This window comes from Falsiruegeria litorea R37, from assembly GCF_900172225.1.
Lineage (GTDB): Bacteria > Pseudomonadota > Alphaproteobacteria > Rhodobacterales > Rhodobacteraceae > Falsiruegeria > Falsiruegeria litorea.
Genome location: NZ_FWFO01000001.1, coordinates 287759 through 312384 on the forward strand (window position 1 = coordinate 287759; position 24626 = coordinate 312384).

Annotated in this window: 27 protein-coding genes; 20 read left to right on the plus strand and 7 right to left on the minus strand. The window is 57.6% G+C overall.

Annotated elements, in window-relative coordinates:
* Nucleotides 1-202: 202 nt before the first annotated feature.
* From TRL7639_RS01425 to TRL7639_RS01445, 5 genes are all read right to left on the minus strand, one after another.
* Nucleotides 203-1129 (minus strand): ornithine cyclodeaminase family protein, encoded by a 927-nt coding sequence (locus TRL7639_RS01425; protein ID WP_085794029.1) that lies wholly within the window; start codon nucleotides 1127-1129, stop codon nucleotides 203-205.
* 89 nt (nucleotides 1130-1218) lie between these two features.
* Nucleotides 1219-2514 (minus strand): dicarboxylate/amino acid:cation symporter, encoded by a 1296-nt coding sequence (locus TRL7639_RS01430; RefSeq protein WP_085794030.1) that lies wholly within the window; start codon nucleotides 2512-2514, stop codon nucleotides 1219-1221.
* 200 nt (nucleotides 2515-2714) lie between these two features.
* Nucleotides 2715-3911: a threonine synthase gene (locus TRL7639_RS01435; protein ID WP_207559622.1), complete on the minus strand. Its 1197-nt coding sequence runs from the start codon at nucleotides 3909-3911 to the stop codon at nucleotides 2715-2717.
* Complete coding sequence (locus tag TRL7639_RS01440) at nucleotides 3908-5041, minus strand: alanine racemase (RefSeq protein WP_085794032.1); 1134 nt, start codon at nucleotides 5039-5041, stop codon at nucleotides 3908-3910. Before TRL7639_RS01440 ends, TRL7639_RS01435 begins: the two co-directional genes overlap by 4 nt.
* A gap of 16 nt (nucleotides 5042-5057) precedes the next feature.
* Nucleotides 5058-5450, minus strand: a complete 393-nt coding sequence (locus TRL7639_RS01445) for a RidA family protein (RefSeq protein WP_085794033.1) — start codon at nucleotides 5448-5450, stop codon at nucleotides 5058-5060.
* A gap of 193 nt (nucleotides 5451-5643) precedes the next feature.
* On the opposite strand from TRL7639_RS01445, the gene TRL7639_RS01450 reads away from it, so the two are divergent.
* Nucleotides 5644-6084, plus strand: coding sequence for an Lrp/AsnC family transcriptional regulator (locus TRL7639_RS01450; protein WP_085794034.1), 441 nt, complete (start codon nucleotides 5644-5646; stop codon nucleotides 6082-6084).
* 566 nt (nucleotides 6085-6650) lie between these two features.
* Here TRL7639_RS01450 and TRL7639_RS01455 read toward each other — a convergent pair.
* Nucleotides 6651-7490, minus strand: a complete 840-nt coding sequence (locus TRL7639_RS01455; RefSeq protein WP_085794035.1) for a universal stress protein — start codon at nucleotides 7488-7490, stop codon at nucleotides 6651-6653.
* A gap of 197 nt (nucleotides 7491-7687) precedes the next feature.
* On the opposite strand from TRL7639_RS01455, the gene ccoN reads away from it, so the two are divergent.
* The 4 genes from ccoN to ccoP are packed head-to-tail and all read left to right on the plus strand — an operon-like array spanning nucleotide 7688 to nucleotide 11107.
* Nucleotides 7688-9295, plus strand: a complete 1608-nt coding sequence (gene ccoN / locus TRL7639_RS01460) for a cytochrome-c oxidase, cbb3-type subunit I (RefSeq protein WP_085794036.1) — start codon at nucleotides 7688-7690, stop codon at nucleotides 9293-9295.
* A 14-nt stretch (nucleotides 9296-9309) separates the two neighbouring features.
* The gene (ccoO, locus tag TRL7639_RS01465) at nucleotides 9310-10038 is read left to right on the plus strand and encodes a cytochrome-c oxidase, cbb3-type subunit II (protein WP_085794037.1); all 729 of its coding nucleotides are present in this window, start codon (nucleotides 9310-9312) and stop codon (nucleotides 10036-10038) included.
* Nucleotides 10039-10049: 11 nt separating this feature from the next.
* Nucleotides 10050-10235, plus strand: coding sequence for a cbb3-type cytochrome c oxidase subunit 3 (locus TRL7639_RS01470; protein WP_085794038.1), 186 nt, complete (start codon nucleotides 10050-10052; stop codon nucleotides 10233-10235).
* Entirely contained in the window at nucleotides 10232-11107 is an 876-nt protein-coding gene (gene ccoP, locus TRL7639_RS01475) for a cytochrome-c oxidase, cbb3-type subunit III (protein WP_085794039.1), read from the plus strand. Before TRL7639_RS01470 ends, ccoP begins: the two co-directional genes overlap by 4 nt.
* A gap of 151 nt (nucleotides 11108-11258) precedes the next feature.
* Here ccoP and TRL7639_RS22960 read toward each other — a convergent pair whose 3' ends face one another.
* Complete coding sequence (locus tag TRL7639_RS22960) at nucleotides 11259-11414, minus strand: hypothetical protein (RefSeq protein ID WP_165759719.1); 156 nt, start codon at nucleotides 11412-11414, stop codon at nucleotides 11259-11261.
* 99 nt (nucleotides 11415-11513) lie between these two features.
* On the opposite strand from TRL7639_RS22960, the gene TRL7639_RS01480 reads away from it, so the two are divergent.
* The 15 genes from TRL7639_RS01480 to rplL all read left to right on the plus strand — a co-directional run bounded on the left by TRL7639_RS01480 (nucleotide 11514) and on the right by rplL (nucleotide 24511).
* Nucleotides 11514-12383, plus strand: coding sequence for a LysR family transcriptional regulator (locus TRL7639_RS01480; protein ID WP_085794040.1), 870 nt, complete (start codon nucleotides 11514-11516; stop codon nucleotides 12381-12383).
* Nucleotides 12384-12596: 213 nt separating this feature from the next.
* Nucleotides 12597-14024, plus strand: a complete 1428-nt coding sequence (ccoG, locus tag TRL7639_RS01485) for a cytochrome c oxidase accessory protein CcoG (RefSeq protein ID WP_085794041.1) — start codon at nucleotides 12597-12599, stop codon at nucleotides 14022-14024.
* 2 nt (nucleotides 14025-14026) lie between these two features.
* Nucleotides 14027-14485 carry a FixH family protein gene (locus TRL7639_RS01490; RefSeq protein ID WP_085794042.1) on the plus strand — a complete coding sequence of 153 codons (459 nt, stop codon included), beginning with the start codon at nucleotides 14027-14029 and terminating at the stop codon, nucleotides 14483-14485.
* Between the two features lie 4 nt (nucleotides 14486-14489).
* Complete coding sequence (locus TRL7639_RS01495; RefSeq protein WP_085794043.1) at nucleotides 14490-16673, plus strand: heavy metal translocating P-type ATPase; 2184 nt, start codon at nucleotides 14490-14492, stop codon at nucleotides 16671-16673.
* 4 nt (nucleotides 16674-16677) lie between these two features.
* Nucleotides 16678-16836, plus strand: a complete 159-nt coding sequence (gene ccoS, locus TRL7639_RS01500) for a cbb3-type cytochrome oxidase assembly protein CcoS (protein ID WP_085794044.1) — start codon at nucleotides 16678-16680, stop codon at nucleotides 16834-16836.
* Nucleotides 16837-16856: 20 nt separating this feature from the next.
* Nucleotides 16857-17261 (plus strand): (R)-mandelonitrile lyase, encoded by a 405-nt coding sequence (locus TRL7639_RS01505; protein WP_085794045.1) that lies wholly within the window; start codon nucleotides 16857-16859, stop codon nucleotides 17259-17261.
* Between the two features lie 94 nt (nucleotides 17262-17355).
* Entirely contained in the window at nucleotides 17356-18429 is a 1074-nt protein-coding gene (locus TRL7639_RS01510) for a hypothetical protein (RefSeq protein WP_085794046.1), read from the plus strand.
* 92 nt (nucleotides 18430-18521) lie between these two features.
* Entirely contained in the window at nucleotides 18522-18719 is a 198-nt protein-coding gene (gene secE / locus TRL7639_RS01515) for a preprotein translocase subunit SecE (protein ID WP_085794047.1), read from the plus strand.
* A gap of 207 nt (nucleotides 18720-18926) precedes the next feature.
* The gene (gene nusG / locus TRL7639_RS01520; protein WP_085796206.1) at nucleotides 18927-19460 is read left to right on the plus strand and encodes a transcription termination/antitermination protein NusG; all 534 of its coding nucleotides are present in this window, start codon (nucleotides 18927-18929) and stop codon (nucleotides 19458-19460) included.
* Between the two features lie 173 nt (nucleotides 19461-19633).
* The gene (locus tag TRL7639_RS01525; RefSeq protein WP_085794048.1) at nucleotides 19634-21019 is read left to right on the plus strand and encodes a DUF3179 domain-containing (seleno)protein; all 1386 of its coding nucleotides are present in this window, start codon (nucleotides 19634-19636) and stop codon (nucleotides 21017-21019) included.
* Nucleotides 21020-21183: 164 nt separating this feature from the next.
* Nucleotides 21184-21609 carry a 50S ribosomal protein L11 gene (rplK, locus tag TRL7639_RS01530; protein ID WP_085794049.1) on the plus strand — a complete coding sequence of 142 codons (426 nt, stop codon included), beginning with the start codon at nucleotides 21184-21186 and terminating at the stop codon, nucleotides 21607-21609.
* 1 nt (nucleotide 21610) lies between these two features.
* On the plus strand, nucleotides 21611-22309 hold the full coding sequence (rplA, locus tag TRL7639_RS01535) for a 50S ribosomal protein L1 (RefSeq protein WP_085794050.1): 699 nt from the start codon (nucleotides 21611-21613) through the stop codon (nucleotides 22307-22309).
* Nucleotides 22310-22323: 14 nt separating this feature from the next.
* Nucleotides 22324-23244: a glycosyltransferase family protein gene (locus tag TRL7639_RS01540; RefSeq protein WP_085794051.1), complete on the plus strand. Its 921-nt coding sequence runs from the start codon at nucleotides 22324-22326 to the stop codon at nucleotides 23242-23244.
* A gap of 292 nt (nucleotides 23245-23536) precedes the next feature.
* Complete coding sequence (gene rplJ / locus TRL7639_RS01545) at nucleotides 23537-24055, plus strand: 50S ribosomal protein L10 (RefSeq protein ID WP_085794052.1); 519 nt, start codon at nucleotides 23537-23539, stop codon at nucleotides 24053-24055.
* Between the two features lie 81 nt (nucleotides 24056-24136).
* A complete protein-coding gene (gene rplL, locus TRL7639_RS01550; protein ID WP_085794053.1) occupies nucleotides 24137-24511 on the plus strand; it encodes a 50S ribosomal protein L7/L12 in 375 nt (124 codons plus the stop codon).
* The last annotated feature ends 115 nt before the right edge of the window (nucleotides 24512-24626 follow it).

Below are 24626 nucleotides of genomic sequence, written 5' to 3' on the forward strand. Positions count from 1 at the left end.
CGCGCATTCCGCGTCATCTCCACGCGTATGCCAGTCGGTCCGATCAGCTGTGCAAACAAGACGAGAGCCTAAAACAGAACCACAATTCACTCTCTCGCCGCACGGTAGGGCTCAACTCGCAGAGCAAAGCTCAATTTCAAAAGCTAGTGTTGGGGGCAGTTCCACCTTTTTCCAGCCGGAAACCTGCCCCGTTCACTTGTTTTTACAGCGGCTTCTCAAGATGAGCAGCAATGACCTTCTTCGCAACATATAGGTCCTGCAATGAGATGCCCGAGCTGTCGAACACGGTAATGTCTTCGTCTGACGTTCTACCGCTTGCTTCACCGCACAGCACCTGACCAATCGCCACTGGTTTTACCCCAGCGTCGGCATGCTGTAGCTCGCCTATGTCCAGCGACTGAGCAGGCAAGTCGCAGAAGAGAGAAGCTTTGGTCAATAACTCGGGCGGCAACTCTTGTTTGCCCTTTCCATCAGAACCCATCGAAGAAACATGCGTCCCCGGCTGTACCCATTCCGCTTGGAATAAAGGTGCTTTCGAGGCTGTGGCCGTAATAATGATGTCGGCGTGTTGGCAGGCGGCTTCTGGACCGCAAGTTTCAGCGGGCAGGCCTTCGCCCTTGAGGCGTTCAACCAAGGACGCCGCGCGCTCTTCAGTGCGGCCTACGACAAGAACACGCCGTAGTTTGCGAATACGGGCAATCGCATGAGCTTCAAAATCGGCTTGATGCCCCGTACCAAAAACAGCCAGAGTATCAGCGTCGGGTCGTGCGAGGGCATCTGTTGCGACAGCGTCAGCCGCCGCAGTGCGGTAGGCATTCAGCTTTCCAGCTTCGATGACAGAACCAATGCGCCCGGTGTTCTGATCAAACAAGAGGATCAGTGAATTGTGCCGGGGCGATCCAGCCTTGTCGTTTGTCGGGAAGTAGGACCCTACCTTTACTCCCGCATGGAGCCCGTCGGTCGCCGATTTTACCGTAAATCGATTTTGCGGATCGCTGGCATGCCCAATCACAACCGGAAAGCTCTTTGCGGTCGGTGCAACAGCTGCAATGAAGGCTTCGCGCGCCGCTTCATAGGCGAGCTCATGGGAGGCGACCGCGCTGGATTGTTCTTCGGATATTCGTATCATGATGCGCTCCTTTGCAGATATTCGCAGTGCTTCAACGATGATACCGGGGCAGTGTAACCGCCCCGGTTTTTCTTCTATTTTATAAAGTGTTAACTTTCTACCAATTCCGGCGACTTAAGCGCATGCGGAGTGTTATATGCGTCCAGATCGATCTGATCTTCGGACTTGGCAACCAAGACGGCACAAGTGCAATCTCCGGTAACATTCAGAGAAGTCCGCGCCATATCCAAGATACGGTCGATACCCGCAATGATTGCAACACCCTCCAGTGGCAGGCCAACCGAGGTTAGCACCAGTGACAGCATCACAAGACCAGCTCCAGGCACACCGGCGGTCCCGATAGAGGCCAAGGTCGTGGTCAGGACGATAGTGACGTATTCCGACATGCCCAACTCGATACCAAAGGCCTGAGCAACAAACAGTGCCGACACACCCTGATACATCGCGGTGCCGTCCATGTTGATAGTCGCACCCAGAGGCAGAGTGAAGCTAGCCACTGACTTGTTTACCCCCAAGTTTTTCTGAGCAGCCGACATGGTGACTGGCAGAGTGCCCGAGCTGGAGGTACTGGTGAAAGCCACGATCTGCGGCTCAACCACGCCTTGGAAGAACCGAACCGGGTTTAAACGTGCGACAAAGGTGACCAGACCGCCATAGACGATCAACGCGTGGAGGAGGCAGCCAAGGTAAAGGGCAAAGATGATCTTGCCCAGCGGCAGTAGCAGCGACAGGCCGTAAGTACCAGCTACCCATGCCATCAATGCGAACACACCGTACGGCGCAAAGGAAATTACGATCTCGGTCAGCTTCAGGATCACTGTATTTAGTGCTTCAAAGAAGTTGCGGATCGGTTCCGCTGGCTTGCCTGCCAAGTTGATGGCCAGGCCAAACACGATAGCGAAGAAGATCACTTGCAAAACGTTGCCGTCTGCGGCGGCTGCAATCGGGTTCTTGGGGATGATCGCAATCAGGGTTTCAATGAACGGCGGCGCCGCTTTCGGCTCCATCGCTGAGGCGGTGGCCAAGTCCACTCCGGCCCCCGGCTGGATCAGGGTTGCCAATCCCAGGCCGATGGAAATCGCAAATGCGGTTGTGCCCAGATAGAAGGCAACCGATTTCACACCGATGCGCCCCATGCGGGCCAGGTCGGTAACGGACGTCATCCCGCAAACCAGCGACACAAAGATAAGGGGCACAATCAGCATCTTGATTGCCGAAATGAACATGGTGCCGATGTATTTGATCATGGTGGCGGTGTTTTCGTTGCCTGTCATGTTCAAGACAACACCCACCAGTACACCCAGTACCAGTGCAATCACGATCTGCTTCCATAGCATCATCGAGCGCCAGCCCGCTAAAATGCCAGATTTGGGTTGCTGAGTCATTTCGCTCTCCCTTCGGTAACCCGTTTGACTTGAGGGAGGCACTTGAAAGTGCTTTCCCGCAGCGCCGCCTCCAAACTCTGTCTGCGGTCCCGAAGTGCGGGGCAGGGCAAACAGGGCCTTACTCTATTGGCTGTCGGCGAATAAAAGCAGCAGCACCGGCTTGGAATGCTTATCCAAGCCAGTGTGTCTGCAATTCCCCTCTATGCGTCGCCGCCGCTAAAAAGGTCGGCGTAGAAGGACGTTGTTTTCAGACCGCTTCCTGTCAGAATGACGACTGTTTCATCAGTCTCCTTGATCAGACCCTCCTGTGTCAGCTTGGCCAAGCCCGCAGCGGCATGCGCGCATGTGGGCTCGACATACAGGCCCTGATTGGCGAGCTTTCGGCAGGCTGCAATGATGTCGTCCTCTTCGACCGCTACAGTACCGCCGCCGCTTTCACGCACAGCCTGCAACATCTCCTTGATGCGGATCGGACGCTTGATGGCAGTACCTTCGGCTACAGTTTTTCCGAACTCTTGCAATACATGTTCGTCTGCTTCGGCTTGGAAGGCTGCGTGTAGCGGTGCACAATTGGCTGGTTGAGACACAAAGATCTTCGGCAGACGGTCGGTTTCGCCCGAAGCCATCAACTCTTTGAACGCCAGGTAAACGCCCAGCACATTGCTGCCCGCAGACCCCGGAATGACAATGTTGTCGGGCAGCTTGAAGCCCAGATCTTCCCAAATTTCGTAGCCAATAGTCTTTGTGCCCTGTAGGAAGAACGGGTGCCAGTTGTGGCTGGCATAGAAGATTTCCGAAGCCTTCTCGATGGCGGCTTCTTCCGTCGCTTCGCGCGGACCGGGAACCCGGACGATTTCTGCACCGTAGGCTTGGATTTGCGCGACTTTAGCAGCCGAGGTGGTGGCAGGCACAAAAACATGAACCTTCATGCCAGCCGCCGCTCCGTAGCCTGCGACCGACGCGCCACCGTTGCCGGAGCTGTCTTCCAGCACTTCGGTGATACCCATTTCCTTGAGCATCGACAGCATCACTGACGTTCCGCGGTCCTTGAATGAACCGGTGGGTGAAAACCACTCCAGTTTAAAGTTGCACGGTATGCCATCAAAGGAGGTCTTGTGCATTGGGGTACAGCCTTCGCCCATAGAAACCGGGTTTTCTACCTTGATTGGAAAGGCTGCTTGATAACGCCACAGTGACCCGTTGCCGGTGTCAATGTCTTCGCGGCAGATGCCCGGCAGCGGCGAAATCATCATCGGATTGCCATCGGCAGACCGCCAGATTTTTGCATCTAGTGCATATTCGGTGCCGTTTCGCGGGTCGACGAACGTTGGAGCTTTCATTTTATTTACCTTTTGATTTGGGCGACATGCAGCCGAAGAATAATCGCAGCTTTTCAACCGATTATTCGCGACCAGGTTGCCTCAACTTCGTTGTCTTCATTTGTGACGAAGTACCTGCTGTGCTGTGCTGCCGTTGCGCAAACATGGTTCGGTAGAATCCGCAGCAACGTACCTATCTCAAACTCGGGCACTGTTTTTTCGACGCCCGAACGGAAGCCAAGAATGCCATGATCCTGCTGAGTATCGAGCACCAGAAAGTCCGGCAGAACTGTTCCGTCTTCCAGGCACACCTGCCCATAGAAGAAATCTTCTTTCTGTTTGGAAGTTCCGCGGTCGCGAGACAGCGACATCCAGCCGGAATCCGTGATGATCCGGTTTGTTTCGCGGTTTATCCCAGTCACAGTTGTCAGCACGCTCATTACGATGTCTTCAAAATCGCAAACACCAACGCCACGTTGGACCAGATCAAAGAATATGCAGGTCCCTGCGCGCATCTCGGTGGCACCCAAACAATCAATGTCCGCAAGGGCGGTAGGCGTTGAGCCGACGCTGACGATGTCGCAACGGTAGCCTGCATTCTTCAGACTGGACGCCGCCTGAAGGGCCGCGGCCTCTTCTTCGCGGGCAAGGTTTTCGATCGCTGTTTTGTCGGTCAGTGCATAGCTTTTGCCAGCATGGGCCATCACTCCGCATAACAGGTCTTCGCTAGCTAGGATTTCCGCCACCGCCAGCAGCCGTTCGGTGTCTTCCGGGCGTATGCCGGACCGGTGTCCATCCATATCAAGCTCAATCAGGACCGGAAACGCCACACCGGAAGTCTTCGAATACGCCGCGATCCGCTCTGCCATTTCCACGTTGTCCACCACGACTTTCAAGTCGACACCCTCTGCCAACAGCCTTGCGGCGCGATCTAATTTTTGCGGCACAATGGCGTTGGAATAGAGCAGGTCAGTAATGCCTGCCTCGCTAAAAGATTCTGCTTCGACCAGCGTGGAGACGGTAGCACCAGTGCCGTTTCGGCCGACAACCATCTTGGCAACATCGACGGATTTTGCCGACTTCAAGTGCGGGCGTTGGGAAATGCCACGCTTTTCCGTCGCTGCAGTCATGCGGTCGATATTCTTCACCAAGCGTTGCTTGTCGATCAGCAAGCAGGGTGTTTCGAGGTCCGCCAGTTTGTTGGTCATTTTCTTCTCCCGTCAATCAAACGCCGGAAACGGACGCGATCAGGTCCATTTCGACTTGGAAACCATGGTGCAGGCTTGGAACCGGGGCGACGGCACGGGCCGGCTTATGCTCGCCTAAAGCGGTGGAATACGCCTCATCAAAGGCTTTCCAGTTGGCGATATCCGTGACGTAAATCGTGGCCTTCACAGCTTTGGAAAAATCCGAACCCGCCGCCCGTAGAATGGCCTCTGCGTTACGTAGAACTATCTCGGCTTGCTCGCTGAAGCCACGCTCCGCATTCAGGGTGCCATCAAGTTCAACCGGCAGGATTCCCGAAACAAACACGAGATCTCCGCTCACAACCGCCTGCGAATAATGCCCGAGGGGCTGAGCCGCTTCTGAGGTTTGGATTTTCTGCACCTTCTTCATCCTTCGGACTATTTTTATTTCAACGCATTGCCTGCTTAGCTCTTCCAAGCACGCTGTCTTTCGTTCCGGGTTATTGACGGCCGATTTATTGCTTGCGGTATAATCACGCTTTCATTGGGAAATCGGGGGGCAAAATTTCACAAAATACGCTCGCTTCTTGCAAATATAGAGGATTTGTGAAATCATATTGTGCATGAAGGAAGTGGATGAACTCGACAGGAAGATTCTTCGCGCACTAGAATCTAATGCGGATCTCGCAAACAAAGTGCTTGCCGATCAAATTGGCCTGTCACCATCTGCTTGTCTGCGCAGAGTCTCGCGTTTAAAGGAAATGGGCGCGATCAAGAAGATCGTCGCTGTGGTTGACCCGAATTGTTACGAACGCAAACTTTCTGTCGTCGTGTCTGTCAAATTTGAACGTCATGGCATCCAGGCTAGGCAAGACTTCTTCAATCAGTTGAAACGTGAGAAAGCAGTAGTTCAGTGCTACATGGTCACTGGAGAAGTCGGCAGCATCATCATATTGAACGTAGCCGATATGGAAGAGTACACTGAATTTACAGATCGCCTGTTCAACGAAGACCCAAATGTTTCGGCATTCACGACTTTTATGGTCATGTCTAAGTTGATGTGACCGCGCATCTCTCTCAAAAGCTGCAATGGCTTTCTGCACAAGCAACCCGCTACTCTTGTTGAGTGCAAAATTCATCTGATCCTGTAAGATGATCGGTTTGAAGCACTATTGAAGCGTTCACTGATACGGCCTCACGCAATAGGCGCTGCTTGAAGAGTTCAATGGCCCCGACGCGGAGCGAGCCTTTACGAATGTACCGCCGCCGCCAAGAGTGACTGCTCTGAGGAAACTACACGTCTGCCGTAGGTCTTCTAGCGAGTAACAGTTGTCATCCGACTGTACTAGTTGGCCCAACTCCTTCCTCAAGATTTGGCAATGGGCGAATCATACGCAAGACTACCGCTCTTAGCCGTCATTGCTGCGTGAGCGGCAAACGGCCGCAAAGTCCCGCATAGCAGAAGTTGAAGTTACAAAAGTCAAAGCGTCATCTCGAAGTCCGAAGACCCTCTTTCGACACTCTTCAAGAGGCCAAGAAAAAAGAGCCCGCTGCTTTGGCAGCGGGCTCTTGTTGTTTCGACATTTGCGGCACGAGCTAAGCCAAATCAGTTACCCGTTTTGATTTCGCCCTAGTGCGCGAGGAACACCGGAACAGTTCCGTTTTCCAGCATGTTGCGCGTGGCGCCTCCCAAGATCGCTTCGCGGAAGCGCGAGTGGCCATAAGCCCCCATCACGATCATGTCGGCCTCGGTATCGGCTGCGTGCCGGTTCAGCACATCGGACACGCGCGGCATGGTTTTGCTGAGTACGTCGATCTCGCAGCGTACCCCATGACGGGCCAGCATCTGCGACAGCAAGCCACCCGGATCAGACCGGTCGGGCCCGTGTTTTGGCGGGTCGATCACAACGATGCGCACAGTTTCGGCAGCAACAAGGAAGGGCAGGGCGCGACGAATTGCGCGCATCGCCTCAACGCTTTCGTTCCAGGCCACCAGAACGGTCTTGGGCTGTGCCACGGGTTGCGCGTTGTCGGGTACGATCAGAACCGGCGCGTGCCCTTCGAACATCGCCGCCTCGACAATCGGCTCGGCCTCGGCGCCCTTGTCGTCGCCATAGGGGCGCTGCAACACCACCAGATCCGAAAAGCGCGCGCGATGTGCCACGTGCCGCCCGATGTCGGCGATTTGCGCCACGCCGTCCTCGGTCGACCAGCGCACATTTGTGGCCTCTAGATAAGCCTTCGCGGCTGCGTTGATCTCTTCAGCGTCAGTGTTGGCGCGTTTGAGTGATTCCTGCAGGATCATCGCGTTGGCCCCGGCATAGTAATATCCGGTTTGCGAACGATCGACGCCCAGGCACAGGGCCTCGACATGGGCGTTCTGAGCCTCGGCCAAAGCGACCATCTGTCCAAGGGCTGCCTTGGGCAATTTGGGATCCGTCAGCACGGTTAGTAGAGATTTGTAAGCCATTTGAACCTCTTGACTACAATGCGCACCGTTACGGATTACGCATTCTCGTATTCATTGAGTTATGCCTGTCACAGATTTCGCGTTAGAGTCTTGATACAGATCAAAGCAAGTTGGACCACCGTTCTTCATGAAGCGCCTAGTCTGAATTCGTCTGGCGTGACGCAAGAATCGCGTGGGACAAGGCAAAGGGACGCAAAATGTCGAATTATATCAAGCTTATCGCGCTTGGTGTGGTGGCCATCTTCGCGATGATGGCGGCCAACTATGCGCGCGATCCGGCTTACATGGTGCATGCGATCATCATTCTGATCGTCACCGGTGGGCTATTTCTTTGGACACTGCGCCATACGGACGAGCCAGAAACCTACGTCGACTACTCGGGTGAGTATATGGACGGCGTGATCCGCTATGGCGTGATCGCGACGGCCCTGTGGGGCGTTGTTGGCTTTCTTGTTGGTGTGGTCATCGCCTTTCAGCTGGCGTTTCCGTCGCTGAACTTTGAATGGGCCGAGGGGTACGCCAACTTTGGTCGCCTGCGCCCGCTGCACACATCGGCGGTGATCTTCGCCTTTGGCGGCAACGCGCTGATCGCAACCTCGTTCTACGTGGTACAGCGTACTTGCGCGGCGCGGCTTTGGGGCGGCAATCTGGCGTGGTTCGTGTTCTGGGGGTATCAGCTGTTCATCGTGCTGGCGGCAACCGGCTACCTGCTGGGTTCGACCCAGTCCAAGGAATACGCCGAGCCCGAATGGCACGTTGACCTGTGGCTGACCATCGTCTGGGTCGCCTATCTGGCCGTGTTCCTGGGCACGATCATCAAACGGAAAGAGCCGCACATCTACGTGGCAAACTGGTTCTTCCTGTCGTTCATCGTTACCGTTGCGATGCTTCATGTGGTCAACAACCTGGCCCTGCCGGTGTCGATCTGGGGTTCGCGTTCGGTCATGGTGATGTCCGGTGTGCAGGATGCGATGACGCAGTGGTGGTACGGCCACAACGCTGTGGGCTTCTTCCTGACGGCGGGCTTCCTGGGCATGATGTATTACTTCATCCCGAAACAGGCCGAACGCCCGGTGTTCTCTTACAAGCTGTCGATCATCCACTTCTGGGCGCTGATCTTCCTGTACATCTGGGCCGGTCCGCACCACTTGCATTACACCGCGTTGCCTGACTGGGCCTCGACCCTTGGTATGGTGTTCTCGGTCGTGCTGTGGATGCCCAGCTGGGGTGGCATGATCAACGGTCTGATGACGCTGTCTGGCGCATGGGACAAGCTGCGCACCGACCCGGTGATCCGGATGATGGTGATCTCGCTCGGTTTCTACGGCATGTCGACCTTTGAAGGCCCGATGATGTCGATCCGTGCGGTGAACTCGCTGAGCCACTACACCGACTGGACCATTGGTCACGTGCACTCGGGCGCGCTTGGCTGGAACGGCATGATCACCTTTGGTGCGCTGTACTTCCTGGTGCCTGTCCTGTGGAAGCGCGAGCGTCTCTACTCGCTGAGCCTCGTCTCCTGGCACTTCTGGCTCGCCACCATCGGTATCGTGCTCTACGCCGCGTCGATGTGGGTGACCGGCATCATGGAAGGCCTGATGTGGCGCGAAGTGGACGCCAACGGTTTCCTCGTGAACTCGTTCGCCGACACCGTTGCAGCCAAGTTCCTGCCCTATGTGGCACGCGGAGTTGGCGGTCTCATGTTCCTCGCGGGTGCAGTGATCATGTGCTACAACCTGTGGATGACTGTACGGAAAGCGCCGGCCAAAGAGGCCAGCCTGACCGTCGCAGTCCCGGCTGAATAAGGAGGGTCGGAGCAATGGCAATTCTCGACAAACATAAAATCCTCGAGACCAACGCGAGCCTCCTGCTGATCTTCAGCTTCTTGGTCGTGACCATTGGTGGCATCGTGCAGATCGCACCGCTGTTCTGGTTGGAAAACACCATCGAGAAGGTGGAGGGCATGCGCCCTTACACCCCTCTCGAACTGGCCGGGCGCGAGATCTATATTCGCGAAGGGTGCTACACCTGCCACAGCCAGATGATCCGCCCCATGCGGGACGAGGTCGAGCGCTATGGCCACTACTCGCTGGCGGCGGAATCGATGTACGATCACCCGTTCCAGTGGGGCTCCAAGCGGACCGGGCCGGATTTGGCCCGCGTGGGCGGTCGCTATTCGGATGAATGGCACGCAGACCACATGCGCAACCCGCAGTCGGTGGTGCCGGAATCGATCATGCCGAAATATGGCTTTCTGGAAGAGACCCGGATCGACGGGAAGTACATTCAGGATGTCATGACCAGCCACTCGATGGTGGGCGTGCCCTACTCGGACGAGATGCTGGCGCAGGCACAGGCCGATTTCCGTGCCCAAGCCGATCCGGACAGCGACTATGACGGTTTGCTGGAACGCTATGGCGACAAGGTGAATGTTCGCAACTTCGACGGTCAGCCGGGAATATCCGAGGCCGATGCGATCATCGCTTATCTGCAGATGTTGGGCACGTTGGTTGATTTCTCGACCTTCACCCCTGACGCGAGCCGCTGAGGGAGGGGATCATGGAAGAGTATACCTTTCTACGGCAACTCGCAGACAGCTGGTTTCTGGTCGGACTGTTCGCCTTTTTTGTTGGGGTGGTGTTCTGGGTGTTTCGGCCCGGCAGTACCAAAACTTATCAGGACACGGCGAACATCCCGTTCCGACATGAAGACAAACCCGCCACATCCAAGGAGGCGAGGCAATGAGCGACAATACGTCTGAAAAGAAGAACGAGCACGGGCATGGCACGACCGGTCACAGCTGGGACGGGATCGAAGAATGGGACAACCCCATGCCACGCTGGTGGGTCTGGACGTTTTACCTGACCATTATCTGGGGCATCGGTTACGTCATCGCATATCCTGCGTGGCCGTTGATCAACGGGGCCACTGCAGGGGTTCTGGGCTGGTCCACGCGAGCCGATGTCGCAGCCGAGATCCAGGCCGTCGAAGAGGCCAATGCGCCGATCAACGCCAAGTTGGAATCGGTCGACCTGAATGCGATCGTTGGCGACGCCGAATTGAACACTTATGCGGTTTCCGCCGGTGGCGCCGTGTTCCGCACTTGGTGTGCTCAGTGTCACGGTTCGGGTGCAGCGGGTGCCAAAGGCTATCCCAACCTGTTGGACGATGACTGGCTCTGGGGCGGTGATATGGAGGCCATCCATCACACGGTGGCGCACGGCATTCGCAACGAAGACAGCGATGATGCGCGTTATTCCGAGATGCCCGCCTTTGGCCGGGATGAGCTGCTGACCGAGGAAGAGGTCGATCAGGTCACCAATTACGTTATGTCGCTGTCGGGTGAGGCCAACGATGCCGCGCAGGTCGAAGCAGGTTCGGTGCTTTATGCCGACAACTGCGCCTCTTGCCACATGGAAGACGGCACTGGCGACCGCGAGCAGGGTGCCCCCAACCTGGCGGATGCGATCTGGCTCTTTGGTGGTGAATACGAGGACATCAAGCACACGGTGACCTACAGCCGTTTTGGCGTGATGCCCGCGTGGAATACCCGTCTGACCGAAGCGCAGATCCGCGCTGTGACGGCTTATGTCCATCAGTTGGGCGGCGGCGAGTGATCGCTGTTTGAGACACCTTCGGGCTTGATGGCCCGAAGGCAGGCGTCGGCTATTCGATCTGTTCGCGCGTTTCCTGAATAGCCGACGCTGATAACCCCCAGACTAAGGTCTGGTTCGCAGCCCGTCCACCTTTGCAGGTGGACGGGTTTTCTTATGCGCGGGCCTTGCGCGAGAAGTGCGACAACGCGCGGGCCACGGCTGATTTCTTTTTCACAACGGCGCCTTCCGGCGGCTCGGGAAAAGAGGGTCTCCGGCGGGGGGCAACACGCGCGGCGGTGAGGAAACTGTCTGCGTAAACTCCAAGCATTGCGAATGTCCTTTGTTGTTGGTGTCTGACATTCATATTGATCGTTGCGCCAAATAATGCGACTCAATCAGAATTCACTTATGTAAGTCAGGGTTACATATGAGTTGGCGAAACATGCCGTCCTTGATCGCGTTGCGTGCTCTGGATGCCTTTGCAGTAGAGGGTAACGTGGTCAAAGCTGGTCAGGTTTTGAATGTTAGCCATGCTGCCATAAGTCAGCACCTCAAGCAGCTCGAAGAGCATCTGGGTGTGTCCCTTGTTGATCGTAGCGGCCGCAGCCTGATTTTGACGGACGAGGGCGAGCTATTGGCGCGTGCCTTGCGCCTTGGGTTCGGCGCGATCACTTCCGCGGTTGAGGAGCTGATGCAGATTGATGCCGCACGGCCTTTGCATATCTCGTGCACCTCGTCCTTTGCGACCGTCTGGCTGATGCCGCGCTTGCCGGATTTTCGCGCAAAACACCCTGAGGTCGACCTGATGCTGGATCCCAACCCTCGGATCGTGGAACTGCGTCCCGGCGGTGTGGACATGGCGATCCGCCATGGTGACGGCAATTGGCCGGGTCTGGATGTCGAAATGCTGGTGCCTTCTGCAATCTCGGTTGTGGCGTCTCCCGCTCTGTTACAGGGTCGGAAAAGCGTGACGCCCGAGGAGCTGGGGGAACTGCCCTGGCTGGAAGAGATCGGCGCAAACGAGGCCAATACATGGTTTGAATCGCATGGGGTCGAGCTGTTGTCGCGGGGTGCGCGCATTCAATTACCCGGAAACCTGCTGATCGAAGGTGTGCGCGCAGGACAGGGGGTCGCGGCCACGGTGCGCAAGTTTGTCGAGGATGATCTCGCCTCGGGGCGATTGGTCGAACTCTTCTGCGACGAAGTTGCACGGGGGTACTTCATCGTGACCCGACCGGGCGTGCAACGACCTCCGGTCAAGGCGTTCCTTCAATGGCTGAGACGTCAGAAAACATGACCGATGCGTTGAAATGAGGCCGATTTGATAGGTTTGGGGCTGATTTGGCGCGTCTGGATATCGCGGTCTCCCCAAGTTCACCTGTTCACGACTGCGCCAAACAGAGGTTCTAAAACGTGAACCTTGGATGCGCTTTTTGACCCATGTCAAAGTTGCCTCATGTATAACCTGTGAAAACACGCCTCGATTAACCCCATTATCTGGAGTGACGCCGTGAGCGATTCCGAGCCCGCCCCCAGCCTGTACGCCGCCAGGGAACCGATTTTTCCGCGACGCGTGTCAGGGCCGTTCCGTAACCTCAAATGGATCATCATGGCGGTGACCCTCGGGATCTACTACCTCACGCCCTGGATCCGCTGGGACCGCGGTCCGAGTCTGCCGGATCAGGCGGTGCTTTTGGATATGGCGAACCGGCGGTTCTATTTCTTCTGGATCGAGATCTGGCCGCATGAGTTCTATTTTGTCGCCGGCTTGCTCATAATGGCGGGGCTTGGGTTGTTCCTGTTCACTTCGGCGCTTGGCCGGGTCTGGTGCGGATACGCTTGCCCTCAGACCGTATGGACCGATCTGTTCATCCTTGTGGAACGCTGGATCGAAGGCGACCGCAACGCACGCCTGCGCTTGCATCGTCAGAAGAAACTCGATTTCCGTAAGGTCCGCTTGCGGGTGACCAAGTGGATCACCTGGTTGCTGATCGGTCTGGCAACCGGTGGGGCTTGGGTGTTCTATTTCGCGGATGCGCCGACGCTCGCCGTGGATCTGGTGACCGGCAATGCGCATCCGATCGCTTACACCACCATGGCCATTCTGACCGCAACAACCTTCTTTTTTGGCGGTTTCGCGCGCGAACAGATCTGTATCTACGCTTGTCCATGGCCGCGCATTCAGGCGGCGATGATGGACGAGGATACGCTGACGGTCGGTTACCGCGAATGGCGGGGCGAGCCGCGCGGCAAGGGCAAGCGCACCGCCGATTCCGAACTTGGCGACTGCATCGACTGTATGGCCTGCGTCAACGTTTGCCCTATGGGTATCGACATTCGCGATGGTCAGCAGATGGAATGCATCACCTGCGCCCTGTGCATCGATGCCTGTGACGACATGATGGACAAGATCGGCAAGCCGCGTGGTCTGATCGACTATATGGCGCTGAGTGACGAGCCAAACGAGCGAGCAGGGCAGCCGCCTAAGAACATCTGGAAGCACATCTTCCGTCCGCGCACGATGCTATACACCTCGCTTTGGTCGCTCGTGGGTGTTGGCCTGCTGTTTGCGCTGTTCATCCGGTCGGACATCGAACTGACCGTGGCCCCGGTGCGGAATCCGACCTTTGTGACCCTGTCGGACGGCTCGATCCGCAACACCTATGACGTACGTTTGCGCAACAAGCACGGGGAAGAGCGACCCTTCCAGCTGTCCATCGTAGGCGACCCTTCCATGCAGATTGAGCTCGAGGGGCTTTCTGGTGATACAGTGGACGTGCCTGCCGACACTTCGTTCTTGCAGCGGGTGTACATCGTGGCGCCCAAAGATGCGGGCCCATCCAACACCGGAAGCACCGAAGTCCGCATCTGGATCGAGGATACGTCGAACGGCGATCGCGCGTTCAAGGACACGAACTTTAACGGGAAGGGCAACTGATCATGGCCGAGCGTGAGTTTACCGGCAAACATATGTTGGCCATTTTTGTTGGTGCCTTCGGGATCATCATCACGGTCAATCTGATCCTGGCCTATAACGCTGTGGCGACCTTTCCGGGGCTTGAGGCCAAGAATTCCTACGTCGCTTCGCAGCAGTTCAACGAACGCCGTGACGCGCAAGAGGGGTTGGGTTGGACCGTTGATGCCAAGGCCAAGGGCGGTTTGGTGATCCTGTCGATATTGGATGAGGCGGGTCAGCCGGTTCAGGTGGCCGAGCTTGAGGCCGTTTTGGGCCGCGCAACCCATGTGAAAGAGGATTTTGAACCGGATTTCCAGTTCGATGGTACCGCATATGTAGCCAAGGCGACGTTGGGTGGTGGCAACTGGAACATCCGTTTGAAGGCCAAAGCGCAGGACGGCACCGAGTTCGTCCAGCGCGTCGTGCTGGATGTGAGGGGCTGAGCTGATGGCGACGGCCACTGCACGACCACAGCCCGCAGCGGCTTGTCCCGGCTGTGTTGCAACGCCGACCGAGCCCGCGCGCCCGATCCCCGAGGATGTGCAACTGGCTCTGTCCTTGCCGACCATCCACTGTCAGGCCTGCATCTCCAAGGTTGAGCGGGCCTTGAACGCGGTGCCGGGGGTGCAATCGGCGCGGGTCAATCTGACGCTCAAACGGGCGATGATACAGGCCGAGCCAGAGATGCGTGCCGATGCTTTGATCCCGGTGCTCGAGGCCGAAGGGTTCGAGGCGCACGAGTTGGACGCGGGCGCCTTGTCCGTCACTGGCAGTGACAAGGCCGGGCGCGAGCTGTTGATGCGATTGGCGGTGGCGGGCTTTGCCTCGATGAACGTCATGCTTTTGTCGGTGTCCGTCTGGTCGGGTGCCACGGATGCGACACGGGATATGTTCCACTGGATCTCGGCGGCGATTGCGTTGCCGGCGATTGCCTTTGCGGGCAAGCCGTTTTTTGAAAGCGCTTGGAGCGCGCTTCGCGTGCGCCGCCTGAACATGGACGTGCCGATTGTGTTGGCCATTGTGCTGGCGCTGGTCACCTCGCTTTGGGAAACGGCGCTCAGTGGCGAGCATGCCTATTTCGATGCGGCTCTGACACTGGTGTTTTTCCTGTTGGCGGGCCGTTATCTGGATCACCGCACCCGCGCCATTGCGCGATCGGCGGCGCAGGAGCTATCGGCGCTTGAGGTACCTCGCGCGTTGCGGATCGAGGATGGCGTCGAGCATGAGGTTGCCGTGGCCGACCTGCGGGTGGGTGATCTGATCCGGGTGCGTCCCGGTGGGCGGATGCCAGTGGATGGCGAGATTGTCGAAGGGCAGTCAGAACTCGACCGGTCGCTGCTCACCGGGGAAACCGTTCCCGTTTACGCGGAACCCGGCACGAGCGTGAGCGCGGGCGAGGTCAATTTGACTGGGCCGCTGACAATCCGCGCTTCGGCCGTTGGATCGGACACGTCCTTGCACCAAATGGCCGATCTGGTGGCTGTCGCCGAATCCGGACGCTCGCGGTACACGTCGTTGGCGGATAGCGCGGCAAAGCTTTATGCGCCGGGCGTGCATATTCTGTCTGCGCTCAGCTTTGTCGGTTGGTATCTTTATTCCGGGGATCTGCGTACGGCGCTGAATATCGCTGCTGCGGTTCTGATCATCACTTGCCCCTGCGCCCTTGGTCTGGCCGTGCCTGCGGTGACGACTGCGGCTTCTGGTCGGTTGTTCCGGAAGGGGATGTTGATCAAACACTCCACCGCATTAGAGCGGCTGGCCGAGATCGACACGGTGGTCTTCGACAAGACCGGAACCTTGACCCAAGGGACGCCTGAACTGACGAACCTGGGTGAAATTCCGCTGGAGACGACCGAGCTTGCCGCCGCTTTGGCGCAGGCCTCATCACACCCGCTGTCTCAGGCGGTGACCCAGGCGGTCAAGTCGGCAGGAATCACGCCTGCCGACATCACCGAAGTGACCGAAGTTCCGGGCTTTGGCACCCAAGGCATGCTGAACGGCAAAACCGTTCGTTTTGGTCGCGCTGCCTGGGTTGGTGCCGAGCAGGGTGTGCATACCGCTGCGTGGATGTCGGTGGATGGGGCGGATCCGGTTGAGTTCCGGTTCAACGACGCGCTGCGCCCCGGGGCCGAAGAGGCGGTTTCATCGCTGATCGCATCGGGCAAGCAGGTGATATTGATGTCTGGCGACACCACCGGTGCGGTTCAGGCCTTGGCCGAACGCCTTGGCATCGCGGATTGGCTGGCCGAGGCCTTGCCGCAGGACAAGGCCGCCCGGATCGCCGAGATGACCGAACGGGGACAGCGCGTTCTGATGGTGGGCGACGGCTTGAACGACACCGCGGCGCTGACCGCGGCGCATGTGTCGATCTCTCCTGCAACGGCGCTGGATGCGGCGCGTGTGGCGTCGGACATCGTGCTGCTTGGGACGGACCTGTCCCCGATTTCCGAGGCTTGCGACGTCGCCAAAAAAGCGACGCGGCGGATTCGCGAAAACTTCCGCATCGCGACCGTCTACAACGTGATTGCCGTGCCTTTGGCTGTCGCCGGGTTGGCAACGCCGCTGATTGCCGCCTTGGCGATGTCGACCTCTTCGATTACGGTTTCGCTCAACGCGCTGAGGCTAAGGTAAACCTATGGAAGTGATCTCATTCCTGATCCCGATTTCCCTGTTTTTGGGGGCCGTTGGCCTGATCGCCTTTCTTTATACTGTGCGCAGCAACCAATATGACGATCCCGAAGGGGATGCGCGGCGCATCCTCAGCGATGAATGGGACGACAAGCCCAAGCCGTAACCCGAAAGGATCCAAACCAGATGGACATCTACCGTGCAGGCACCCGGCCCACCCGCAAGGCCAAGGCAGAGTGGTTCACAGGCACTGTTTGGCAGGATCCGATCATCGAAGCCCCGGAACCTGCCCGTCTGCGCGCTTTGCGCGTAGGGTTTGAGCCGGGCGCGCGCACGGCGTGGCATTCACACCCGATGGGGCAGACGTTGCATGTGCTCAGTGGGGTGGGCTTGGTCGGGTTGCGCGGGAAGCCTCCACAGGTGATCCAGGCCGGTGACACGGTTTGGATCCCACCGGGCGAAGAGCACTGGCACGGTGCTGGCCCGGATACGGGGATGGTTCATCTGGCGATGCAAGAGGCGCATGAGGGTCGCGTTGCAGATTGGCTCGAGCTGGTAAGTGACGCCGAGTATTTGATGCCACCGGAATAATCCCGGAAAAACCACTAACGACATGTCCGTGACCAAGTGTTGACGCATTTCGGCGTCAGTGAGGACTCCAGGAATTTGTTTTGGAGATTCTTAAATGTTGCGTTTGTTCTTCAAGTTGCCGTTTTGGGTGTATTTGCTGTTAGCGGTGGGTGTCGGGTATTTGACCGAACAGGCCGTTGTCCAAGGGAAAGAGCGTGAGGCCGACAGGGCGCAGGCACTAAGGCAAGCTCCACCAGACGTGGTTGATCTGAGCGCGTATGATCCCGCCAACAACCGCGCGCTCGCCGATGAGGTGGTGGTGTCGGGGTGGATCAACCGTGAGCACAACACGGTTCTGACCAAATCCAAGAGCGGGATCACAACTGGCATGCGATACATGTACGTGATGGCAGGGCGGGACGACCCGGAAGGGTCCAGGATCGCACGGGCGGGGATCATCCTGACCGAGGCTGAGCGTGAGGCGTTTTTGGATGCCTCGGGTCAATTCCTGAGCGGGTTGCTGCCTCAGGGGTTCGAATTGACGCTGAATGGCCAAGCGATGAGCTCAATGTCCTTTTCGGATGTGGCGCTCAAGGCGATGAAAGAGCAGGGTGTGGCCCCGGCCAAAAACTTCTTTTTCCTCAATCCGTTTCTTCATGGGCGCGACGTTGCCCTGGCGCTAGACCCAAGCGCAGAGAAAAGAGCACGAACCATCGGGTATGGTATTGCGGGTCTGTTGGTCCTGCTTGCACTGGGTAAGTTTGTGACGCGGCGCCGGGCCGTCTTGGCGCCAAAGGGCGATTTTACACGCGGTCCGGTCGTCTCATCTGATGGGGCAGAGCGGGCGTTGGCGGTTGCGCGGCCTCACTCCGGACCGCACGTATGTCTTGAAGCGGCACCCTTGCCCAAACGCGCGACCCGGGTGTGGATCGGCGGGCTGCTGGCTGTGGCTGCGATTGCTGGTCTTGTCATTCTGCCCTCGCCGTATGGAACCTTGGTTGCTGTGGGGGTTCTGGTGTGGAGAATCTTGCCGCAAAATGGGCATGAGACGTCCTGGCTTGGGGCGGTTCAAAACCCCTTGGGCGGAATGACCTCTCATTGGCCTGGTGGTCGCAGCAAAGCTGTAGCGCGCAAGATGGCAAGCGACCCGTTTGCCCGATTGCGACAGGTGGATCACGGCCAGGTGTGACCAGCATGGGGGCAGAGCGGCAAAGCGGCCTTGAATTTGCCCGCCAGCCCCGTTATGTCCCCTTCATTCGGTAGAGAAGGAATGACAGCCAAATGGCCACCACCAATCCGATCCAGTTTATTCAGCAGGTCCGCGCCGAGGTTTCCAAGGTCGTCTGGCCGACGCGCCGCGAAGTTCTGCTGACCACGGTCATGGTGTTCATCATGGCGGCCCTGACTGCTGTGTTCTTTGCGTTGGTCGATCTGTCGATCCGCGAGGGGCTCAAGCTGGTTTTGGGTATGTTCAGCTAAGCCTGAACTGGCAAAATACCGCGTTACCTCTTGCGCATTTTGCGTTGTCAGAGTAGGTGACGCGTTACCTTCGGGATGGGCGTGCGGCGATTCGAGTTGCACGCCGCTTTTTATTCCGGAAGCTGCGGCAGGATAGGTCGCAGGCAAACACAGGTTTTTGGGCCGGTCCCACATGGGCAGGCTGAACAGGACAAGGACGGCAGGTTCATGGCGAAACGGTGGTACTCGGTCAGCGTACTTTCGAACTTCGAAAAGAAGATCGCGGAACAGATTCGCACCTCCGTGGCCGAACAGGGTCTGGAAGATGACATCGATGAAGTTCTGGTTCCCACCGAAGAGGTGATCGAAGTTCGTCGCGGCAAAAAGGTCACGACCGAGCGTCGTTTCATGCCCGGTTATGTTCTGGTTCACATGGAAATGTCGGATCAGGGTTATCACCTGATCAACTCGATCAACCGCGTCACTGGTTTCCTGGGTCCGCAAGGCCGCCCGATGCCGATGCGTGATGCCGAGGTGCAGGGCATCTTGGGCCGCGTTCAGGAAGGTGAAGAGGCACCCAAGCTGCTGATCACCTTCGAAGTGGGCGAAAAGGTCAAGGTCAACGATGGCCCCTTCGAAGACTTCGATGGCATGATCGAAGAGGTCGACGACGACAACCAGCGCCTGAAGGTGTCGGTGTCGATCTTTGGCCGCGAAACCCCGGTCGAGCTGGAATTCACTCAGGTCACCAAACAGATCTGATGACGCTTCGGGCGCGATGTGTGCCTGATCTCTTTAGCGCCGCCGATCCAATCCTGTTCACCTATCTCTGAGTGAACGTGATTGGATCGGCGGCGCAATTGCTTCGACAGTACGCTTAGAAGAACTGGCGCCCGGGATGGGTGGGTTCACAGGGCTAGCTGAGCGAGGCGTTCATGTTTTCCGTTTTCAATTCCTGCATCCGGGTGCTGTGTTTGCTGTTTCGGGCTGGCAGTTTCTTTGCTGTGCCAACGTCGGCAGACGCGCAGCAAGCGAGCCAACTGCCTGCTTACGTGATCGAAGAATTCGGGCAGCCGCCCGCAGTTCCCAAACGATCGCTCTCTCGTGAGCTCAAGCGGGCGGTGCGTACGGCTTTGGTCGACAGTCTGAAGCAATCTGTTTGGGGACCGGATCAGCAAGACGCCCTTGCCACGATCGCGCAGTCCAAAGATCCGCGCATTGCCTGGGCCATCAGCGACATGATGCGCTTTTCCTGGCGGCAGAGTTTTGACGATTCTCTGGCCGAGGCAGCCGCGACTTTGTTGGGGATCACCTATACTTCGGACCAGCGTTGGGATCAGGTGACCGACCATCTCATTGCCTGGGACATCCCGGCCTATCCCGGATACCTTAAGACCAAGCGCGCCATCTTCACCCAGCTTGTACCAGGTTGGAGCCGGATCTTTGTCAAAGGGGATGTCGACTGGCGGCTGGTGTCCTGGGGCGGAGTGCCGATTGATGATCGCCCCTTTGATCAAACCGACATCGCCTGCAATTGCATCCCGGCGGCTGACAACCCCGAGGTCAGCTCAGCCAAGGACGCGACATGGCTCAAAGACAGCGACATTGTCTTCGGGATCGAGGTGAACGGTGAATACCGCGCCTATCCACGTCGCATCATGGAAGTGCGCGAGATGGTTAATGACACGCTTGGCGGTCGCGATCTGGGAATTCCCTATTGCACGCTGTGTGGCGCGGCACAGGCTTATTTCACGGACGGATTACCCGCGGGGGTCAAGCGCCCTGTCCTGCGCACTTCGGGCCTGCTGATCCGTTCCAACAAGGTGATGTACGATCTCGAGACCTTTTCGGTGTTCGACACGTTTCTGGGCAAGGCTGTAACTGGGCCGTTGGCGCGTCGGGGCATTGAGTTGGAACAGGCAACTGTTGTTACGTCAGATTGGGGTTCCTGGCGTCGTGCCCATCCGGAAACGACGGTTCTGGTCGAAGAGTTGGCTTTGGGGCGTGACTTTGACTTTCGCAACGGTCGCGATGCGAATGGGCCGATCTTTCCGGTTGGAGATGTCGATCCAAGACTGGGGGTTCAGGAGGATGTGATCGGCGTGGTCACGGCCTCGGGTACGCCGGTGGCTTTTCCCCGTAACAAGGCTTTCCTTGCCCTGCGCGCAGGAGAAGAGATCGCTTATGAAAACGTTCGGCTGAAATTGGATGCGGGCGGGATCAAGGCGATTGGCGCGGATGGGTCCGATCTGGGCAGTCATCAGGCGTTCTGGTTCGCCTGGTCACAGTTCTATCCTGGCACGGTGCTATGGACACCCTGAGAGGGGTGCTTGCAATAGCTCCAGCGATGCTCTAAAGCCCACATCTGCTGCTTTTGCGGCAGATTCCCCTGTGGGAGGCGGCGTGATCGCGATCACCGACCCTGACCACGTTAACATGTCCGCCCGGACGCGTTCGGTGCGGAGTTATCAAGGAGATTGGCATAATGGCCAAGAAGCTTGCTGGTACAATGAAACTGCAGGTCCCTGCAGGTCAAGCAAACCCGTCCCCGCCGGTTGGTCCGGCTCTGGGTCAGCGCGGCATCAACATCATGGAATTCTGCAAGGCGTTCAACGCCAAGACGCAGGAAATGGAGCCCGGTGCGCCGTGCCCGACCGTGATCACCTACTATCAGGATAAGTCCTTTACCATGGACATCAAGACGCCGCCCGCGTCTTACTACCTGAAGAAGGCCGCCAAGGTTAAGTCGGGTGCAAACAACCCGTCGCGTGAAACCGTTGGCACCGTGACAGTGGCTCAGGTGAAAGAAATCGCCGAAGCCAAGATGAAAGATCTCAACGCCAACGACATCGAAGGCGCAATGCAGATCATCCTGGGCTCTGCCCGCTCCATGGGCATCGAGGTGAAGTAAGATGGCAAAGCTTGGTAAACGCACCCGCGCTGCGCGCGAAGCTGTCGCTGGCAAGGAAAACCTGTCGGTGGAAGAAGCTGTTGCACTGGTCAAATCCAACGCAACCTCGAAGTTCGACGAGACCATCGAAATCGCAATGAACCTGGGCGTTGACACCCGTCACGCAGACCAGATGGTTCGCGGCGTGATCGGTCTGCCGAATGGCACCGGCAAAGCGATGCGCGTTGCTGTGTTCGCACGTGGCCCCAAAGCTGAAGAAGCTCAGGCCGCTGGCGCAGACATCGTTGGCGCAGAAGACCTGATGGAAACCATCCAGGGCGGCACCATCGAATTTGATCGCTGCATTGCGACCCCGGACATGATGCCCGTCGTTGGTCGTCTGGGTAAGATTCTGGGCCCGCGCAACCTGATGCCGAACCCCAAGGTTGGCACCGTGACCATGGACGTCAAAGCGGCCGTGGAAGCAGCTAAAGGTGGCGAAGTTCAGTTCAAAGCGGAAAAAGGTGGCGTTGTGCACGCCGGTGTTGGCAAAGCGTCCTTCGACGAAGCCAAGCTGGTTGAAAACGTTCGCGCCTTTGTTTCGGCTGTTGCCAAAGCACGCCCGTCGGGCGCCAAAGGCACCTACATGAAAAAGATCGCGCTGTCCTCGACCATGGGTCCGGGCGTGACGATCGACGTCGCACAGGCCGCTGGCGAATAAGCCGGAGGTAGGGCATGACCGCAACCTGGCGCGTCGGAGCCATCCTGAACGAGACGCTGGCCGATACGCTTCGGTTTGCGGCTTGGTATCTGGAGGCCGGCGCTGATGGTCTGACCCTGATGTTTGACAATCCCCAAGACCCCGCCATCGGGGTCTTGGGCGACCACCCCAAAATTACCTGCATCCCCTGTACTTCTGAATTCTGGGAAGGGCTGGGTCTGACGCAGGATACCCGTTTCCCCAAGCGCCAGAACTTTGCCCTGAGTCACATCTATCGCACCACGTCTGAGGACTGGCTGCTGAACGTGGATGCGGATGAGTTTGTTTATGTGGCCGAGGGCAACATTGCAGGTCTGCTGACCACCCAAGCGCCCGAGACCGAGTGCATTCGCATCGAAACAGCCGAGATCGTTGAGCCGTTGGTCGCGCAGGTTGCGTTGACCTTTCGCCTGCCGATGGAGCGGGATGTGGCGCGTCGTGTCTATGCGGATAATGCTGAACTGTTTGGCCCGCGCCGCAGGGGGCTGGTGGGGCACCCGCAAGGCAAATCTGCTACCCGGACTGGTCTTGATGGTGTCTCGCTGCGCCAGCATTGGCCGCAACGCCGCAATGGCGAGCCGATGGTCGAGCGCATGATCGGGCGCCAGAACGGCGCCTATCTGTTGCATTTCATCGGCCTGGACTATGATGCATGGCACGGCAAACTGGCTTGGCGGGCGGGCTCGCGCGGCTTTACCGTGCCGCTTACGCAGCGGATCGAGGCGGCAATGGACTCGGGCAATGCCGAGTTGGAACTGCAGAGATTGCATGCGCGCCTGCACAAGGCTTCTCCCGAGGTGATGGATCGGCTGCAGGCCGAAGGTGCGCGCCTGGATTTGCATCTGGATCTGGATGCAGTTGCGCGTCGCGTTTTTGGCGATGCATTTTCGGGCTGAATTCCGCCCGATCGTTTGTTTTACCTCTTGGAAACCTCATCTCTCTGCCTTAAGTAGGAGTGCGGAATAAAGCGTGCGATTCGTCGTGCGCTTTATTTTGTTTCGTCCAAGACGGTGGGTGACCTTGCGAAAGGTCTTAATCTCCTGCCTGAGACGGGAAAGACCAATGAGATCGAGGGCTGGACCTTCGGGCGAATTTTGGCTCAACCCCGTATTGCGGACCTAAACGCCGGGATTTCGGTTCCGGCAAATATGAGCCGGGGTGTCTGACGCCCCAAACTTGGAGAGAACTGTGGATAGAGCCCAGAAAGAGAAAGTGGTCGAGGAACTCGGCCAAATCTTCGAAAGCTCTGGCGTCGTTGTGGTTGCCCACTACGTCGGTCTGACAGTTGCTGAGATGCAGGACCTTCGCGCACGTGCTCGTGACGCGGGTGGTGCTGTTCGTGTTGCCAAGAACAGGCTCGCCAAAATCGCCCTCGACGGAAAGCCGTGTGAAAGCATCGCCGACCTGCTGACGGGTATGACCGTTCTGACCTATTCCGAGGATCCTGTGGCTGCGGCCAAGGTTGCCGAGGACTTCGCCAAGGAGAACAAAAAGTTCGAAATCCTTGGCGGTGCAATGGGCGAGAACGCTCTGGACCGTGCCGGCGTCGAAGCCGTGTCGAAAATGCCTTCGCGCGAAGAGCTTATTGCTCAGATCGCAAGCTGCATCGGCGCACCCGCTTCGAACATCGCTGGCGCAATTGGCGCACCTGCAAGCAACATCGCAAGCATCCTTTCGACCATCGAAGAGAAGGCGGAAGCTGCGTAAGCGGTTAGCACTGAATGACTGGCGTCGGGATATCCCAAAGACGTTGGAACACACACACTGTAAACGGAAAGAGCTGATACAATGGCTGATCTGAAAGCACTCGCAGAAAGCATCGTGGGTCTGACCCTGCTGGAAGCACAAGAACTGAAAACCATCCTCAAAGACGAATATGGCATCGAGCCCGCAGCAGGCGGCGCAGTTGTCATGGCAGCCGGTGGCGACGCCGGTGGCGCAGCTGAGGAAGAAAAAACCGAATTCGACGTCGTTCTGAAGAACGCCGGCGCTTCGAAGATCAACGTGATCAAAGAAGTTCGCGCTCTGACAGGCCTGGGCCTGAAAGAAGCCAAAGAACTGGTCGAAGCTGGCGGCAAGATCAAAGAAGGTGTCGACAAGGCAGAAGCCGAAGACGTCAAAGGCAAGCTGGAAGCAGCTGGCGCCGAAGTCGAGCTGGCCTAAGCCGCACGACAGATGCGTCGTTGATGCATCGCAAATTTGGCTGGGCCCGGAGAAATCCGGGTCCAGCCGAACCTGTCTTAGAAAGGGCTTTGTTGTCCAAAGCCTTTTCTAAGAC